We start from the raw sequence: 15,859 nt of genomic DNA, 5'->3' as shown, positions 1-15,859 counted from the left end.
GGGCTTGTGGTTTTCATGAATTCCCCTTATGAACATGTCCGTCAGGATCAGCCGCCGGGATGCGGGCCACGCTCGTCAAGGCGCTTGCTTCGGCTTCGCATCTTTCCCCTTGGACTTCTCGGCGTTCTTCTTGTCGATGTCCGGAGTCGCGTCATCGATCTTCGGATCGACCCGTCGCGACGGCGTGGTCACCATGGCGTCGGACGCGGTTTTCGGCGGCACGACGACAATACCGGAATTCGACGGCGCCTTCATTGATTTGTCCGGCAAGTTCTGCATGCCGGGATCGGACGGCGTCCGGATCGACGGATCGGCTCTGCCGCTCCCGGTCTGGGCGTGGGAAACGCCGAGGCAGCCAAGCATGGCACACATGGCGGCCAGCGTTGCAATCGGATGTCGGATCATGGTCATCTCCTCGGCTGCGGCGTGAATGGAAGGCGTGACGGCAAGGCCACCATCTCAGGGCAGCGGCGCGGCGGATGCGGTCTCGTTCTTGACTTCGACGCGCGGCTTGCTTTGCATGGCAAGCTCCTCCTGGAGCGCCAGCATCTGGCCGCCGAGCGTCTTGCGCTGCTCTTCATCGATCATTTTCAGCACGGCGGGAAACAGCTTTTCCTCTTCTTCCTCATGATGGTGCTCGGCCTGCTCCTTGAGCACCTTGAATTTCGCCTCGAAGGCCTTGTCCGTCGGATCCATGTCCAGCAGGTCGGCCAGCAGGCGCTTCAGCGACAAATGCTCCTCCAGCGATTCCAGCAGGTCGTCTTCGGTGCGGGCGCGATGGACTGCCGGGTAGAAAATCTCTTCCTCGGACTTGATATGCATGGTGAGTTTGTCGGCGGCCGCCGCAAACAGGGATTTCCTTTGCGAATCTTCCGATTCTTTCACCTGCTTCAGCATGGCTTCCATTTCCCTGTGCTGGGAAATCAGCATTTGTACGGCATCGGTTGCTTGATCACTCATGGTCTTGTGCTCCGGAATGTTTAACTGACAAGCTTAGAGAAACTGTGATGTCACAGGTTCAGGACTGTCCATGCAAACGTGATGATTCGCAAACACACCGATGGCAAAAAGTGGTGGCATACGCGAAAAAATTGCCGCGCTTAAAATAGCGGATCGCTTCGCTACAAGGATAATAATGGCCGCCAGAAAACCTCTCGACGCCTTCGCCGTCGCCGTGATGCTGACGCTCTGCGTGCTGTGGGGATTGCAGCAGGTGGCCGTCAAGCTTGCCGCACCGTACATGGGACCGGTCATGCAGATCGGTCTGCGCTCGGTCGTGGCCGCGGCCCTGGTTTACCTGCTGATGGTTGTTCGCGGCAGCAAGCTTTCCTTCAGCGACGGAACCCTCGCACCCGGACTGGGCGCGGGCGTGCTGTTCGCGCTCGAATTTTTATGCATCGCCGTCGGCCTGCAGTACACGACCGCGTCCCATATCTCCGTGTTTCTCTATACCGCGCCGATCTTCACCGTGCTGGGCCTGCACTGGCTGATCGCGGGGGAGCGGCTTGGCAGAATGCAATGGTGTGGAATTTTCGCTGCCTTTGCCGGCATCGCCGTCGCGTTTTCCAACGGCTTCGCGGTGCAAGGACAGGATTGGACTCATATGCTGATCGGCGATGCGCTCGGTGTGCTGGGAGGCGTCTTCTGGGCAGCCACCACCGTGCTGATCCGGCGCTCGAACCTGTCGGAAGCGCCACCCGCCACCACCCTGTTCTACCAGCTTGGCGCCTGTGGAGTGATTCTTGTCGCCATTGGCCTGGCGGCCGGCCAAGGTCATGGCATCGAGATGACAGGCGTTGCATGGAGCAGCCTGGTCTTCCAGTCGATCATCGTGGCCTTCCTCAGCTATCTTGTCTGGTTCTGGATGCTGCGCAATTATCTTGCGTCGCGACTGTCGGTGTTTTCCTTCCTGACACCCCTGTTCGGCGTGGCTTTCGGCGTGCTGCTGCTGCGCGATCCGCTTGACCCGCGTTTTGTCGCCGGTGCGGCGCTGGTGATGGTGGGTGTGGTGATGGTCAATGTCGCACCGCGCCGGCCGGCGTCCTGATGCGCGATAAACGCAGTGCATCGGTATGCAGGCGAGTTTCTATGGCACTTTTCCCGCAGCAAGCGACCTAAGCTGACTGGTACGATTCACGTGCCTTGCCTAATGGAGTGTTGCCATGTTCTTACGTTTGGGTCGCCTGTTCCGCACCATGGGTCGTGAAATTCTGGTGTTGTGGTATGCCTGCCGCAATCCCGAGACACCCGCGGTCTTCAAGATTGCCGCGCTGATGCTGGGATTCTATGTGATCAGTCCGATTGACTTGTTGCCGGACTGGCTGGCGCTGCTTGGCCTGACCGACGACGTGGCGATACTGGCGCTTGGCATTCCGGCATTGCTGCGCATGATGCCCGCCCCTGTGCTGCAGCAGGCGCATGCCGCGGCCGACAGGCTGATGTCGCGCTCGCGCGCCGGCTCCCGTAGCTGACGCGATTCACAAATGCAACAGGTCCTGACGCGGCGCTTTGCCGCACAGGACCTGTTTTCATGTCAGCCTCCCGCAGGCAATGGCTTTATGCGCCAACCGGCGTGTATTCCTGCGCATTGTCTTCCAGCCATTGCCGCGACAGATTGCTTTCCTGCTGGCTGGGATGGAAATCGCGACGCAAATATTCCTTCCACGGCTTGTAGCTCTGCCGGATCAGCCCGCGCTTGCCGAACAGATATTCCCCGGCGCTCCTCCATGTACTCCATTTCCATAAGGTGCCGTCGCGACGCAGATTGTCGACCGTCTGCCGCAATGTGTCGCCAAGGAAAATCAAGGTAATCCTCCGGAACCAGGTGATCCGCCAAGCATGGGAGCCGCCAAGTGCCTGGTACAGATCGAATGCCGTGCTCTTGTGTTCCGACTCTTCCGCGCTGTGCCACAACCACATGGTCTTCAGACGGGGTTCGCTGCCGTCGAGGCGGTCGTGATTGCTCAGCATCCATTCGGCAAAGATCGCAGTGAAGTGTTCATTGGCTGCGGTGATCGCCAGCCAATGGCGGGGATCGGCGCCGTCCATCAGCTTCAGACGCTTCAAGGCACGCGGCCCCCAGGCGTTGACGAGCCCCTGCTTTTCCAGATGCCCGTTGAACAGCGCGTGAATGCGGCGATGCGTGGCCTCCTGCCCGACGAATCCTTGCACCTCGCGCTTGAAGCGTTCCTTCTGGTCGGCAGGCAGCGCCTTGAAACCATTGCGCACCGAGTCGATGAAGAACTGTTCGCCCACGGGAAAGCTCATCGACAAGGCATTGAACAATGCGGTACGGAATGCATCGCCACCGCACCAGTGGCGGGCGAATGGCGTCTCCAGGTCGATCAGCAGTCGGCGTACGACGAGCTCGGTCATCATCAGGCTCCAGAAAAATAGTTGACTCGGTACTAAAAAGTACCGTTACCATCATGGTGGAACAGGAGCTTGGTACTGTCAAGTACCAATGGCTGTCAATTTCCGGTCAGGAACTTTTCGAGCATAAGAATCAAGATGAGCTTTGCATCAATATCATCGCCAGCAGAACAGCAGCACGCGCCGCACACCCATCGCCACCGCCTCCTCGAGGGCATGGCTCAAGCCGTGGCGGCCAAGGGCTATGCGGCCACCACGATTGCCGACATCGTGCGCGAAGCCGCCGTATCCAGACGTACCTTTTATGAATATTTCAATACCAAGGGCGACTGCCTGATTGCCTTGTACACCGCCGCCAGCCATAACGCGCTCGATGTGCTGCGCAATGCGATCGATCCGTCGCGCGACTGGCATGAACAGGTGGAAAGCGCCATGACGGCTTACTTCGATTGCCTGGCGCAAAACCCTGTCCTGATGCGCACGCTGTTCATCGAGATTCTCGGACTCGGTCCGGGCGGACTGGCGGCCCGCAGGCAGGTAAATGAAGAGATTGCTGCATTCATGCTCAAGGTCATCAACGAGCATGCTTCCGCACCAAGGCGCCGCACGCCGCTTTCTGCCGACATGGCGATGGCGGTTGTCGGCGGCATCAATGAACTGATTTTGCAGGCGATCGAGCAGGACAGGCTGGGCGATCTGCGCATGCTGACCGCGCCGGCGATCGAGCTGGTTTACGCGGTAACCCGGGAATAAGCCGCTCAGGCGCCGATACTGCCTATCTCGCCACTCCGATTCCACGCTATCGTGAAGAAAAAAAGCACCGCCGCAATTCCCCGCCGGCCCGCCGCCATGGGGCGCGGGGAAAGCAAAGCACCTTTGTGGCTCGCCGCGCTGTTTGCGGCTTGCCTTGCCGGCGCGACATGGCATGCCTGCCTGCCGCCGGTCGTGGCTGCGGCATACGGCATATTCAGCATCAGCGCCTTTACGGTGTATGCGATCGACAAGTCGGCGGCACATCATGGCCGCTGGCGCACTCCGGAGAAAACCCTGCATCTGCTCGCGCTGATCGGCGGCTGGCCCGGTGCGCTGCTGGCGCAGAAGCTCCTGCGCCACAAATCCCGGGAGCCTTCCTTCCAGGCGGTTTTCCTGCTGACCGTGCTGGCGAACTGCGCCATGCTGGGCTGGTTTTTCTACACGAGACCCACGCCGCTCACTTCTTCCTGATCTTTCCGATGCCGAGCTTGTCCTTCATCGCCGCGGTCAGGTTCTGGCGCGTCTTGAAGTAGTCCTGCCAGGGGTCATTCTTCATCGTCTCCAGCCTGTCCGGCAAGGTGCGTATCGTCCATGCAGCCGCACCCGCGATGCCATCCAGCTCTTCCCAGCCTATCGGCACGGCGACTCCCATGCCCGGCCGCGCCCGCAGGGAATAGGGCGCAACCGTACTGGCATGGCGCCGGTTGCGCATATAGTCGATGAAGATCCTGCCCACCCGGTTCTGCCCGCCCATCCTGGCGCTGAACAGCTTGGGCAGCGTGCGTGCCAGGTGTTCGGCAACCGCCTGCGAAAACGCGGTCACGTCGTCCCATGAATGCCGGCGTGACAGCGGCACCACGAGATGCAGGCCCTTGCCGCCGCTGGTCTTCAGAAAGCTGGTCAGGCCGAGTTCGTCGAGCATCACGCAGATCAGGCGTGCGCCTTCGACGACTTTCGACCAGGGCAGCGCAGGATCGGGGTCGAGGTCGAAGACCATGCAGTCCGGCCGCTCGATGCGGTCGGCGGTCGCACTGCAGGTATGGAGTTCGATCGAGCCCATCTGCGCCGCGCCGGCGAGTGCGTGCGCGTCATCGATTGCCATCAGGGGAGCATGCCCCGGATCCAGGGACGGATCGAGCTTGCGGATGCCGGCAATGGCAAGTCTGTTGATGTGCTTCTGGAAAAAATGCTCGCCTGCGATGCCTTCCGGACAGCGCAGCAGATACACCGGCCGCTCGTGCAGGAATGGCAGCAGGTAGGGCGCGACGCGCTGGTAGTAAAGCGCGACGTCCAGCTTGGTGGCGCCGCTTTCCGCATCGATGACGCGGTCGGGATGGCTGATGGCGACGCCTTCGATGCGCGCCGTCGCACCGGCGCCTCCGGATCGCTTTCCGGCTTTCGGTTGATGTTGATGCACCTGCACGCTGGCGGCTTCCTCGCGCCGGATCTCGCGCGCCGCCTTGTCTTCGCGCAGGCCATGGAATACCGCCTGGCGCACCAGGCCGATATCGGTCCATTCGGCGAAGGACACTTCCGCGATCAGTGTCGGCCTGATCCAGTGCGTCTCGGCGCGTCGCACGCCGGGCGGCATGTGATCGAAGGGCCGTTCGTCCTGTTCGAGCGAGCGCAGGCGCTTGTAGGTCGCAGCCAGCACTTCACGATCGAAACCGGTGCCCACGCGGCCGGCATAACGCAGCTTGCCGCCGTCGTAGACGCCGAGCAGCAACGCACCGAAGTATTTCCTCGCGCCCTGCGGCTCGGTGTATCCGGCAATCACGAACTCCTGCCGGCGACGGCATTTCAGCTTGATCCAGGTGGGACTGCGCTTGCCGGCATACGTTGAATCGACCAGCTTGCCGATGATGCCTTCCATCGACAGCTGGCAGGCGCTGTCGAGCAATTGCCGCGGCGGCTGCGCCATCGGTTCGCTGAAACGCAGCAGCTCCGCCGGCGCGCGCGTCATCACGTCGGCCAGCAGCGAACGCCGGTCGCGCAGCGGCATGCCGCGCATGTCATGTCCGTTCAGATACAGCAGGTCGAACAGGAAGTAGACGATCGGCGTCTGATTCTTCTTGTCGAAGGCATTCTGCAGCAGCTGGAATGAAGGAACACCCTGCTTGTCGAGCACCACGATCTCGCCATCCAGCCATGCACTTTCCAGTCCGAGCGAACGCAGCGCTTTCGCATGCTGCGGCATGCGCGCGGTCCAGTCCTTGCCGTCGCGCGTGAGCAGCCTGACATCGTCGCCGTCGATGCGGGCCAGCAGGCGGTAGCCGTCATACTTGATTTCATACTGCCATTCGCCATCCTGCGGCACTTCATCGACCAGGGTCGCCAGCTGGGGAGCAATGAAATCCGGCATGGGTGACTTCCCTCTGGCGGTCGCACGCGGCTTGCGTTCTTTCCGCAGCGGTGCGCCATCGGCCTTGGCGGCGGGCTTGCTTTGCAGATGGGCATCATTCGTGGCGCGCCGCTTGCCTTTGCCTGGCCGGGCATCGTGCAACACGCTATCCGGCAGCGCTTCCGTGATGTCATATTCCTGCGCCGGCCGCGCGATCTCATCCCTTTCCTTGATCAGCAGCCATTGTTCCTTGCCGCCGCTGCCCTTGAGCCGGGTGCGCAGCAATGTCCAGCCGCCCCCCAGCTTCTCGCCGTCGAGGCGGAATTTCAGCTTGCCGGCCTGGTAGCCGCGCACCGGATCGCCCACCGGTTCCCAGTGGCCGATATCCCAGACCTCGACATGTCCCGCGCCATACTGATGTGCCGGTATGTCGCCTTCGAAATCGATGTAGCCCAGAGGATGGTCTTCGACATGCACGGCGAGACGCTTGTCGGCCGGATCCAGACTCGGGCCTTTCGGTATCGCCCAGCTTTTCAGCGTACCGTCGATCTCCAGCCGGAAATCGTAGTGCAGATGCCGCGCATCATGCTTCTGCACCACGAAGCGAAGGCGTTCGCCGGACGGAGACACTTCGCCTTCGGGCTCCGGCGTGATCCGGAAGTTGCGCTTGGCATGGTAGGTGGACAGTTTGTCGGGCATGGCATCCTCGCAATAACACGGCTGGCGGTGGCGGGAAGGAGCCGGCGATATCGCTACGGGATCGCGGCCGCTTCAGGCGCTGGTGAGAACCAATCTGCGGTCAGTGCACCTGCTTCGATGTCCTGGCGCGGGCGGCAGGCTTGCGCGCCGCCGGCAGAGGCACCTTGCCAGGCGCGGATGTCCGACGCGTGCGGTGAGCAGTGCCCTGCAGGCTCTGGCGCAGCAGCTCGGTCAGGTCGGTTTCCTGATCGGTTGCCTCCGGCAGGTCGATCTTCACCTCGGTCACCTGTTCCGCCAAGCCTTCGTCGAACTTCTTTTTCACCATTGCAAGAATGTCGTCGCGGAAGGTGTCGCGATACTGCGTCGGATTCCATTCTTCAGTCATGCTGTCAATCAGCTGGGTCGCCATCGTCAATTCCTTGGGCTTGATGTCGACGCCTTTCAAGCCTTCCTCAGGCAAATCCAGCTGTTCCACGCCGCGCACCTCGGTGGCCCAGCGCAGCGTATTCATCACGATGGCCTGCGGCGTCGCGATCAGCGCCGCCAGATGCTGCTTGTTGTGCATCACCACCAGCGCCACGCCGATCTTTTTCTTCTTCAGCAGCGCTTCGCGCAGCAGTGCATAGACCTTTTCGCCGCCCTTGGTCGGGGCAAGGTAGTAAGGCGTTTCAAAGAAAAGGAAATTGACGTCTTCCGCCTCCGTGAAGCCGACAATATCGATGGTGTGGGTGGACTTGACGTTGGCCGCCTTGATTTCCTCGTCCGACAGCACGACGTACTGGCCTTCGTACTTGACGGCCTTGATGATGTCGTCCTTGTCGACTTCCTCGCCGGTTTCCTTGACCACACGCTTGTAGCCGACCGCCTGCAGGGTATCCTTGCGCAGCCAGTCGAAGTCGATCTCGTCCTGCTGGGTTGCGGGATACAGTGATACCGGCGCATGCAGCAGCCCGAAGCTGATGGCGCCTTTCCACATGACACGGGCCATGAAAAATCCTTTCAGAGCAATGTTCGTTTGAAATGTTAATGGTTCGACATGAGCCGCCATGCCGAGTTCTATCCGTTAATTATTTTGCAATATTCAGCTTTAGACGAAGAAAGAATCTCTATTAATTCGCTTTTTATGTTAGGCAGGCTCGCGTAACATGGCTCGCGTTGTGAAGGGTCTGGAATGCTCCCGGCCTTCGCACAATGACTAACTTCCGGAGGAAACATGAAAAAATTCTTGGCCACCGCGCTGATTGCCGTCAGTGCGTTGTCGATCGTGGTATCCGAAGCCCAGGCCAAACGTCTTGGCAGCGGCAATTCCGTTGGCAAGCAGTCGTCGCAGACATACAACCGTCAGTCGACAACGCCCGCGCAGAACCAGGCCGCACCCGCAGCATCGCAGGCTGCGCCTGCCGCTGCCGCACCTGGCGCGGCAGCGGCGGCAGCCAAGCCTTCCAGCCCTTGGAAGGGCATTCTCGGCGGCGCCCTGCTCGGCCTGGGTCTGGGCGCATTGCTGTCTCACTTCGGTCTCGGCGGCGCGCTCGCCAGCGCGATCAGCACCATGCTGATGATTGCCCTGCTGGCCGGCGCGGCGTTCTTCATCTACCGCATGGTGATGCGCAAGCGCAACGGCGCGGCACAGGCAGGCAGCGGCATGCAGCCGGCCTATGCGGGCGCGGCTTCGAACACAGGCATGGCACGTGTTGCCACGCTTGAAATCGGATCGCGCATCGAGCCGGTGCAACCGTCGGCCCTGCAGTCGCCGCTGAATGCGGCGTCGGCAAGCTCGGCAGCGGCAGCCGCAGTGAGCGACGTACCGCAGTCGAGCATTCCCGCCGACTTCGACACGGCCGGTTTCCTGCGCCATGCGAAGACCTATTTCATCCGCCTGCAGGCGGCATGGGACAAGGGCGACATCAATGACCTGCGCGAATTCACATCGCCAGAGATGTATGCGGAGCTGAAGATGCAGTTGCAGGAACGCGGCGCCTCGTCCAACCATACGGATGTGGTTTCGCTCGATGCCGACATGCTGGGTATTGAAACCGTGGGCGGCGATTACCTTGCCAGCGTGAAGTTCAGCGGCATGATCCGTGAAGCGGACAATGCGCCTGCCGAGCCGTTCACCGAAATCTGGAACCTGTCCAAGCCGGCGACCGGCACAGGCGGCTGGGTGCTGGCTGGTATCCAGCAGGTGGCGTAATGCCGCGGTTCTTCGGCCGGAACATCGGCCGGAGAACCTGCATGACCGCATAGCGACGGATATCTTCGCTACCTTCTTGAAAGGGCCGGGAAACCGGCCCTTTTTTCATTTCCAGTCCCCGCGTAGCCGCAACCCGCCCAAGCGCCGTTTTGGTGCGCGAGCGCATCACCTCGCTCGCAGCCGCACCATGAACGGGCGCAGCTCAGCTTCCCAAGCATTTTTGTGTACAAAAAAAGCGTACTAAATACGTGTTCAATGCAGGCACGGGATTTGCTGAACGGAAAGAATGTCGTTGCCTTCATGATCCGTTCCGATGGACGTGCGAGGCCACGCACGTGTTATCGCGCTGTGAAGCTGAAGCCAGCGCAACAGATCATCATCCATCATCGAAGGACAGAAATGAAAAAAGCGCAAGTAGCAATGGGACTGATCGCCTGCATGACAGCCGGAGGCAGCCTTGCCCAGAGCAATGTCACGGTCGGCGGTTTGGTCGACAGCTTCGCCGGATCGCTGAAGTACAGCGGCGATGCCGGCCGCCGCGCCGTGGTCGGCAGCGGAGGCATGACGACTTCCTGGTTCGGTTTCAAGGGCATGGAAGACCTCGGCGGCGGTCTGCGTGCGGAATTTGCGCTGACCGGTTTCTACCGTGCCGATACGGGTGAAAGCGGGCGCTTTGGCGGCGACAACCTGTTTTCGCGCGACGCCAATGTCGGCATTGCGGGCGGCTTCGGCAAGATCCAGCTGGGCCGCGGACTGGCACCCAACTTCCTGCCCACCGTGCTGTTCAATCCCTACGGCGACTCCTTCAATTTCTCGCCCCTCGTGGTGCACATGAATGTGCCTTCGGGCGCTTTTGGCGCGCGTACCTGGACCGCTTCCAATGCCGGCGACACCGGCTGGAGCAACCAGATCATCTATACCACGCCGAAGCTGGGCGGCTTGACCGCCAACGTGCATTACCAGTTCGGCGAAGTGGCGGGCTCGACAGGCCGCAACAACATCGGCGTCAATGCGCTGTATTTCAGCGGCCCGTTCGCCGCGTCGGCGTTCTACCACGACATCCAGATCGCCAACCCCAATCCGGGCGCGATCATCGACACGACGGCGCCGATCGCCGCGATCAATCGCCAGAAGGCTTACTTCCTCGGCGCCAGCTACAACTTCGAAGTGGTCAAGCTGTTCGCGACCTACCAGCGCAACAAGGACGACACCGCGACCGCCGCCGAGCTGACCGACAAGGTCTACAGCGTCGGCGCCTCCGCGCCGGTGGGGCCGGGGTCGGTGCTGTTCAGCTATGCGCATACCAGGCGTGCCGGCTCGCTGATCGGCGGCGCCGAGCGTGAGCGCGACACCTATTCGATCGGCTACGACTATCCGTTCTCTAAGCGTACCGACCTCTACACCGTGGCGATGAACGACAAGATCACCGGCGCGTCACGCGCGACCAGCTACGGCATCGGCCTGCGCCACAAGTTCTAAATTTCCCAGTTCGACACGGCGCGCACGGCTTTTGCATGCGCGTCCATCATGGTGCCGCCACGGGGCGGCACCCGTGCACATGAAAGGAATCACATGCGTTCATCCCGCCCATCCATTGTTTCGCGCTGGGCAGCCGGCCTCTTGGTCGGCGCGCTGGCATTGCCCGCGCTGGCCCAGGAAACCAAAGTCAAATTCCAGCTCGACTGGCGCTTCGAAGGACCGGCCGCGCTGTTCCTGGTCGCCAAGTCCAAAGGCTACTTCGCCCAGGAAAAGCTGGACGTGACCATCGACGCCGGCAACGGCTCCGGCAATGCGGTCAATCGCGTGGCCTCGGGTTCCTACGACATGGGATTCGCCGATCTCGCCGCGCTCATGGAATTCACCGCCAACAACCCGACCGCGCCGAGCAAGCCGGTTGCCGTGATGATGGTGTATAACGACACTCCCGCCGCCGTGCTCGCCTTGAAAAAATCCGGCATCAAGTCACCGGCCGATCTGGCGGGCAGGAAGCTGGGCGCGCCGGTATTCGATGCCGGCCGCCGCGCCTTCCCCATCCTCGCCAAGGCCAACCAGCTCGACGCCGCCAAGGCCAACTGGATCAGCATGGACCCGCCGCTGCGCGAAACCATGCTGGTGCGCGGCGATGTCGATGCGATTACCGGCTTCACCTTCACCTCGCTGCTCAACCTGAATGCGCGCGGCGTCAAGGATGAAGACGTGGTCGTGATGCCCTTGCCGGAATACGGCGTCAAGCTGTATGGCAATGCGATCATCGTGTCGGATGCCTTCGTCAAGCAGAAGCCGGAAGCGATCAAGGGTTTCCTGCGCGCCTTCGCCAAGGCGGCCAGGGATGTGATGGCCAATCCGGAGGAAGCCATCAAGAGCGTCAAGGAACGCGACGGCCTGATCGACGAGAAGCTGGAACTGCGCCGCCTCAAGTTGGCCATCGCCAGCTCCATTGCCACCGCCAACGCCAGGGCCGAGGGCTTCGGCCAGGTGTCGGCGCCGCGCATGTCGCTGATGGCTTCGCAGGTCTCGGATGCCTATAACACCAAGACGCGGGTCGACCCGGCTGCCATCTGGAATGCCTCCTTCCTGCCGTCCAGGGCGGAACTCAACGTCTTTCCGAAATAGTTTGCCGAGACCCTGCCATCGAGCCTATCTGCCCCGCCATGACGGCGGGGCGTCTTTACGAGCAATGCCATGTCTGCCACCTTTGTCGATTTCAATCATGTCTTCCTGGCCTATGACGGCACTTCCGAGTTCGCGGTGGAAGATATCAACCTGCAGACGCGCCAGGGCGAATTCATTGCCATCGTCGGGCCGTCCGGCTGCGGCAAGTCCACATTCATGAAGCTTGCCACCGGCCTAAAGCCGCCGACGCGCGGCAAGGTGTCGATCGACGGCGCGCCGGTCACCGGTCCGCTCAAGATTGTCGGCATGGCCTTCCAGGCGCCGACGCTGCTGCCCTGGCGCACCACGCTGGACAATGTGCTGCTGCCGCTGGAAATCGTCGAGCCTTATCGCAGCAGTTTCAAGCGCGACAAGGCGAAGTATGTGGAGCGCGCGCTCGCCCTGCTCAAAACCGTCGGCCTCGAAGGCTATGCCGACAAGTTTCCGTGGCAGCTGTCGGGAGGCATGCAGCAGCGGGCATCGATCTGTCGCGCGCTGATCCATGAACCGAAGATGCTGCTGCTCGACGAACCCTTCGGTGCGCTCGACGCCTTTACCCGGGAAGAATTGTGGTGCGTCCTTCGCGACTTGTGGAACGAGTGCAAGTTCAACGTCATTCTCGTTACCCACGACCTGCGAGAAGCGGCCTTCCTGGCCGATACCATTTATGTGATGAGCAAGCGTCCCGGGCGCATCGTCGCCCGCAGGGAAAATCCGCTGCCGCAGCCGCGCGACATCGAGGTCACCTACACAGAACCGTTTTCCGAACTGGTGCATGAACTGCGCACGCATATCGGCCGCGTGCGCAGCGCATGAGCCGCAAGCGATTCCCGGCAAAGCCCAACGCATGACTTGTATTAGCAGACATCCATGACTTCCAAATCCGTCAAGACCTTCGCCCCGTGGGCGCTCCTGATCGCCATCCTGCTTCTCTGGCAAATCATCTGCAGCGCCTTTTCGGTGTCCGAATTCATCTTCCCCAGTCCCTACGCGATCGGCCAGTCGATGGTGGAATTCGCCGGGCCCATCGCCGGACATGCACTGAGCACTTTCTGGGTCACCATGGCCGGCTTTGCGATCGCGGTGGTGGTCGGCGTCGTGCTTGGTTTCATCATCGGTTCCTCGCCGGTGATGTATGCGGCCGTCTATCCGCTGATGACCGCCTTCAATGCCCTGCCCAAGGCGGCCTTCGTGCCCATACTCGTGGTCTGGTTCGGCATCGGCGCCGGCCCTGCGATCCTGACCGCCTTCCTGATCTCGTTTTTTCCGATCATGGTCAATATCGCCACCGGCCTGGCGACGCTGGAGCCGGAGCTCGAAGACGTACTGCGGGTGCTCGGCGCCAGGCGCATGGATGTGTTGTTGAAGGTCGGCCTGCCGCGCTCGATGCCGTATTTCTTCGCCTCGCTCAAGGTAGCGATCACCCTGGCCTTCGTCGGCTCCACCGTGTCGGAAATGAATGCTGCCAACGAGGGCATCGGTTATCTGCTGGTATCGGCCGGTTCGTCAATGAAAATGCCGCTGGCCTTCGCCGGACTGGTCGTGATCGGCGCCATGGCGATGGCCATGTATGAACTGTTTGCCATCATCGAGAAGCGGACGACCGCCTGGGCGCATCGCGGCTAGCGAGGTGAGTCAAGAATCTGTTGGTCCAAGGTGGCGAAATCATGCCGATATCGCGTCGACACCGCGTCGACTGGATTTCGCCACCCTGGATTGACAGATTTCCAACCCGCCTTGCGAGAAGCCATTTGCCAACGCAGGTTTCACCGGCCACAGAATATATTTCCCGAAGGAAATTAACGTGTGTTACACGATATTTCCCCACATTTATCCGCAGTAAGTTGCCGATTCCCTATAGCAACTTTCCCTGCGCTAAGCTACCATTTCGGGAATAACTTCTGGTTTGTTCCCGGCCCAGCCCCCGCCATAGCAGCAGACCTCCGATTTCGCGCCCAACGACTGCGTGTAAGTTCAAATAAAAACAACGACTATCGCTCCAGATTCTCAATCGCGATGCTGCTGCTTCTCATACATGCCTGATCCTGCACGGCTTGACGCAGGAGTAGCCGTGTACAGCGTAGCTGCCAGATGGGAGTTTCGAGCATGGTCATTTTTTCGACTGACGAGCACTTCTCTCCATGACCGCCTTTTCCTCACGTTTGCGTGATACGCGCTGTGTAGTTTTCCCCGTTCGCACCGCCATGGCGGCGGCTGCCCTGGTCCTTACCGCCTGCGGCTCGGTACCCGTGCAGCCCCTGACCCAGGACGACCTGGCGCGCCAGACGGCAGCCGACCGCATCGCGGCGCAGCAGGGGGTCGAACCGCTGGCCGGTGAATTGTCGATGGATGAGGCGGTGGCGCGTGCATTGAAATACAACCTGGATCGGCGCACCCGGATGATGGAGGAGGCGCTTGCGCTCAACCAGCTTGACGCGGCAAGCTGGGACATGCTGCCGCGCCTGACCGCAAGCGCGGGTTATTCTTCGCGCAACAAGAATCTGATCACCCGCAGCGAAGACTCGGTGACCGGCCTGCCGTCGCTGGCCAACCCCTATATTTCCTCGGAACGCAGCCATGCCGTGTACGACCTCGGCCTGACCTGGAACCTGCTGGATTTCGGCATGAGTTATGTCTTTGCCAAGCAGCAGGGCGACCGCGTGATGATCGCGGCCGAGCGCCGCCGCAAGGCAATGCATACCCTGATCCAGGATGTGCGCACCGCATTCTGGCGCACCGCCAGCGCGCAGAAGCTGCGCGACGATGTCAGGAAAGCCATCACCCTCGCGGAAGACGCGCTGCAGGATGCCCGTCGCGCCGAAGCCGAGCGGGTACGTTCCCCCATCGATGCGCTGCGCTATCAGCGCCAGCTGCTGGAAAACCTGCGCCTCCTGGAAAGCATCGAACAGGAATTGTCGACCGGCCGCATCGAGCTTGCCAGCCTGATGAACCTGCCGCTGAACCAGGATTTCCGCGTCCAGGAGCCGAGCGACAATGTCGATGCCTCATTGCTTGAGGTGCCGGTGCAGCGCATGGAGGAAGTCGCAGTCACGCAGAACGGCGACATCCGCGAACAGTTCTATACCAGCCGCATCGCCGTCGAGGAGACGAAGCGCACCATGCTGCGCATGTTCCCGAACCTCTCGTTCAATTACAACATCAAGTACGACACCGACCGCTTCCTGATCAACAACCAGTGGAATGACACCGGCCTGCAGCTGTCGTACAACCTGCTCAACCTGCTCTCCGCGCCGACCCAGAAAAAACTGGCCGATGCCGGCGTCAAGCTGGCCGACCAGCGCCGTATCGCCGCCCAGATGACGGTGCTGACCCAGGTGCACCTGTCGCGCCTGGCCTACCAGATCGCCTACCGCCAGTACGTGCGCGCCGACCAGGTATGGCAGGCCGATGCCAAGATCGCCGAACACATCCGCAACCGCGAAACGGCGGAGACCCAGAGCAAGCTGGAACAGGTTGCCAACAGCACCACCGCCATCCTGAGTCTGCTGCGCCGCTATCAATCGCTGTCGCAGGTGCAGGCCGCCGGCAGCAAGCTGCAGGCCACGATGGGCCTGGAGCCCGTCATCGCCAGCGTGACCGACATGTCGCTGCAGGACCTGACCCGGACGGTCGGCGAATCCATGCGCGACTGGAGCAAGCAATTGAATGCGCCGCAACCGGCTGCGCCTGCACCGGCCGCGCCCCGAAAAACCAGCGCAGTCATTGAGTCCCCGGCCGATCCTGCATCGGCTCCTCTCGCATTGCGCATGAGCCGCGACATGGCGTCCGTCGACATCCTTGATTCCGAGGCATTCCCCGGACTGCTCGCGTATCTGGACGGAGAGTATTGA

Annotated in this window: 15 protein-coding genes; 10 read left to right on the top strand and 5 right to left on the bottom strand. The window is 61.2% G+C overall.

Features of this window, described 5'->3' with window-relative positions; all coding sequences use genetic code 11:
* Window positions 1-75 precede the first annotated feature (75 nt).
* Together FH061_RS02160 and FH061_RS02155 are read right to left on the bottom strand one after the other, a co-directional pair.
* Window positions 76-405, bottom strand: a complete 330-nt coding sequence (locus FH061_RS02160; RefSeq protein ID WP_151632484.1) for a hypothetical protein — start codon at window positions 403-405, stop codon at window positions 76-78.
* A gap of 54 nt (window positions 406-459) precedes the next feature.
* Window positions 460-960 carry a hemerythrin domain-containing protein gene (locus FH061_RS02155; protein WP_151632482.1) on the bottom strand — a complete coding sequence of 167 codons (501 nt, stop codon included), beginning with the start codon at window positions 958-960 and terminating at the stop codon, window positions 460-462.
* Window positions 961-1,135: 175 nt separating this feature from the next.
* On the opposite strand from FH061_RS02155, the gene FH061_RS02150 reads away from it, so the two are divergent.
* Entirely contained in the window at window positions 1,136-2,047 is a 912-nt protein-coding gene (locus tag FH061_RS02150) for a DMT family transporter (protein ID WP_151632480.1), read from the top strand.
* Between the two features lie 115 nt (window positions 2,048-2,162).
* Window positions 2,163-2,471: a YkvA family protein gene (locus FH061_RS02145; protein WP_151632478.1), complete on the top strand. Its 309-nt coding sequence runs from the start codon at window positions 2,163-2,165 to the stop codon at window positions 2,469-2,471.
* An 85-nt stretch (window positions 2,472-2,556) separates the two neighbouring features.
* Here the strand turns inward: FH061_RS02145 and FH061_RS02140 are convergent, their stop codons facing one another.
* Window positions 2,557-3,375 carry a metal-dependent hydrolase gene (locus FH061_RS02140; RefSeq protein ID WP_151632977.1) on the bottom strand — a complete coding sequence of 273 codons (819 nt, stop codon included), beginning with the start codon at window positions 3,373-3,375 and terminating at the stop codon, window positions 2,557-2,559.
* Between the two features lie 135 nt (window positions 3,376-3,510).
* Between FH061_RS02140 and FH061_RS02135 the strand changes: the two genes are divergently transcribed.
* Both FH061_RS02135 and FH061_RS02130 read left to right on the top strand, forming a co-directional pair.
* Window positions 3,511-4,125 carry a TetR/AcrR family transcriptional regulator gene (locus tag FH061_RS02135; RefSeq protein WP_192804869.1) on the top strand — a complete coding sequence of 205 codons (615 nt, stop codon included), beginning with the start codon at window positions 3,511-3,513 and terminating at the stop codon, window positions 4,123-4,125.
* Window positions 4,126-4,176: 51 nt separating this feature from the next.
* Window positions 4,177-4,596 (top strand): DUF1294 domain-containing protein, encoded by a 420-nt coding sequence (locus FH061_RS02130; RefSeq protein ID WP_225984445.1) that lies wholly within the window; start codon window positions 4,177-4,179, stop codon window positions 4,594-4,596.
* Here FH061_RS02130 and ligD read toward each other — a convergent pair.
* The gene (gene ligD, locus FH061_RS02125) at window positions 4,583-7,165 is read right to left on the bottom strand and encodes a DNA ligase D (RefSeq protein ID WP_151632476.1); all 2,583 of its coding nucleotides are present in this window, start codon (window positions 7,163-7,165) and stop codon (window positions 4,583-4,585) included. The two genes, FH061_RS02130 and ligD, sit on opposite strands and share 14 nt — an antisense overlap.
* Before the next feature lie 100 nt (window positions 7,166-7,265).
* On the bottom strand, window positions 7,266-8,153 hold the full coding sequence (gene ku / locus FH061_RS02120) for a non-homologous end joining protein Ku (protein ID WP_151632474.1): 888 nt from the start codon (window positions 8,151-8,153) through the stop codon (window positions 7,266-7,268).
* A 225-nt stretch (window positions 8,154-8,378) separates the two neighbouring features.
* On the opposite strand from ku, the gene FH061_RS02115 reads away from it, so the two are divergent.
* The 6 genes from FH061_RS02115 (at window position 8,379) to FH061_RS02090 (ending at window position 15,859) form a co-directional block, all read left to right on the top strand.
* Entirely contained in the window at window positions 8,379-9,356 is a 978-nt protein-coding gene (locus FH061_RS02115; protein ID WP_151632472.1) for a Tim44 domain-containing protein, read from the top strand.
* Window positions 9,357-9,755: 399 nt separating this feature from the next.
* Entirely contained in the window at window positions 9,756-10,835 is a 1,080-nt protein-coding gene (locus FH061_RS02110) for a porin (protein ID WP_151632470.1), read from the top strand.
* Between the two features lie 93 nt (window positions 10,836-10,928).
* Window positions 10,929-11,969 (top strand): ABC transporter substrate-binding protein, encoded by a 1,041-nt coding sequence (locus FH061_RS02105; RefSeq protein ID WP_151632468.1) that lies wholly within the window; start codon window positions 10,929-10,931, stop codon window positions 11,967-11,969.
* A gap of 69 nt (window positions 11,970-12,038) precedes the next feature.
* Window positions 12,039-12,824: an ABC transporter ATP-binding protein gene (locus tag FH061_RS02100; protein ID WP_151632466.1), complete on the top strand. Its 786-nt coding sequence runs from the start codon at window positions 12,039-12,041 to the stop codon at window positions 12,822-12,824.
* Window positions 12,825-12,878: 54 nt separating this feature from the next.
* Window positions 12,879-13,634, top strand: a complete 756-nt coding sequence (locus FH061_RS02095) for an ABC transporter permease (RefSeq protein WP_151632464.1) — start codon at window positions 12,879-12,881, stop codon at window positions 13,632-13,634.
* Window positions 13,635-14,149: 515 nt separating this feature from the next.
* Window positions 14,150-15,859 carry a TolC family protein gene (locus FH061_RS02090; protein ID WP_225984444.1) on the top strand — a complete coding sequence of 570 codons (1,710 nt, stop codon included), beginning with the start codon at window positions 14,150-14,152 and terminating at the stop codon, window positions 15,857-15,859.

It is taken from the genome of Noviherbaspirillum aerium, assembly GCF_008929045.1.
GTDB classification, from domain to species: Bacteria; Pseudomonadota; Gammaproteobacteria; order Burkholderiales; family Burkholderiaceae_D; genus Noviherbaspirillum; species Noviherbaspirillum aerium.
Note: the sequence above shows the minus strand (reverse complement) of the source record. Positions and strands in the feature narration are given on the sequence as shown.

Coding starts and splice junctions, on each gene's coding strand:
- FH061_RS02160 (WP_151632484.1), bottom strand. CDS start 405: ATGATCCGACATCCGATTGCAACGCTGGCCGCCATGTGTGCCATGCTT.
- FH061_RS02155 (WP_151632482.1), bottom strand. CDS start 960: ATGAGTGATCAAGCAACCGATGCCGTACAAATGCTGATTTCCCAGCAC.
- FH061_RS02150 (WP_151632480.1), top strand. CDS start 1,136: ATGGCCGCCAGAAAACCTCTCGACGCCTTCGCCGTCGCCGTGATGCTG.
- FH061_RS02145 (WP_151632478.1), top strand. CDS start 2,163: ATGTTCTTACGTTTGGGTCGCCTGTTCCGCACCATGGGTCGTGAAATT.
- FH061_RS02140 (WP_151632977.1), bottom strand. CDS start 3,375: ATGACCGAGCTCGTCGTACGCCGACTGCTGATCGACCTGGAGACGCCA.
- FH061_RS02135 (WP_192804869.1), top strand. CDS start 3,511: ATGAGCTTTGCATCAATATCATCGCCAGCAGAACAGCAGCACGCGCCG.
- ligD (WP_151632476.1), bottom strand. CDS start 7,165: ATGCCCGACAAACTGTCCACCTACCATGCCAAGCGCAACTTCCGGATC.
- ku (WP_151632474.1), bottom strand. CDS start 8,153: ATGGCCCGTGTCATGTGGAAAGGCGCCATCAGCTTCGGGCTGCTGCAT.
- FH061_RS02115 (WP_151632472.1), top strand. CDS start 8,379: ATGAAAAAATTCTTGGCCACCGCGCTGATTGCCGTCAGTGCGTTGTCG.
- FH061_RS02110 (WP_151632470.1), top strand. CDS start 9,756: ATGAAAAAAGCGCAAGTAGCAATGGGACTGATCGCCTGCATGACAGCC.
- FH061_RS02105 (WP_151632468.1), top strand. CDS start 10,929: ATGCGTTCATCCCGCCCATCCATTGTTTCGCGCTGGGCAGCCGGCCTC.
- FH061_RS02100 (WP_151632466.1), top strand. CDS start 12,039: ATGTCTGCCACCTTTGTCGATTTCAATCATGTCTTCCTGGCCTATGAC.
- FH061_RS02095 (WP_151632464.1), top strand. CDS start 12,879: ATGACTTCCAAATCCGTCAAGACCTTCGCCCCGTGGGCGCTCCTGATC.
- FH061_RS02090 (WP_225984444.1), top strand. CDS start 14,150: ATGACCGCCTTTTCCTCACGTTTGCGTGATACGCGCTGTGTAGTTTTC.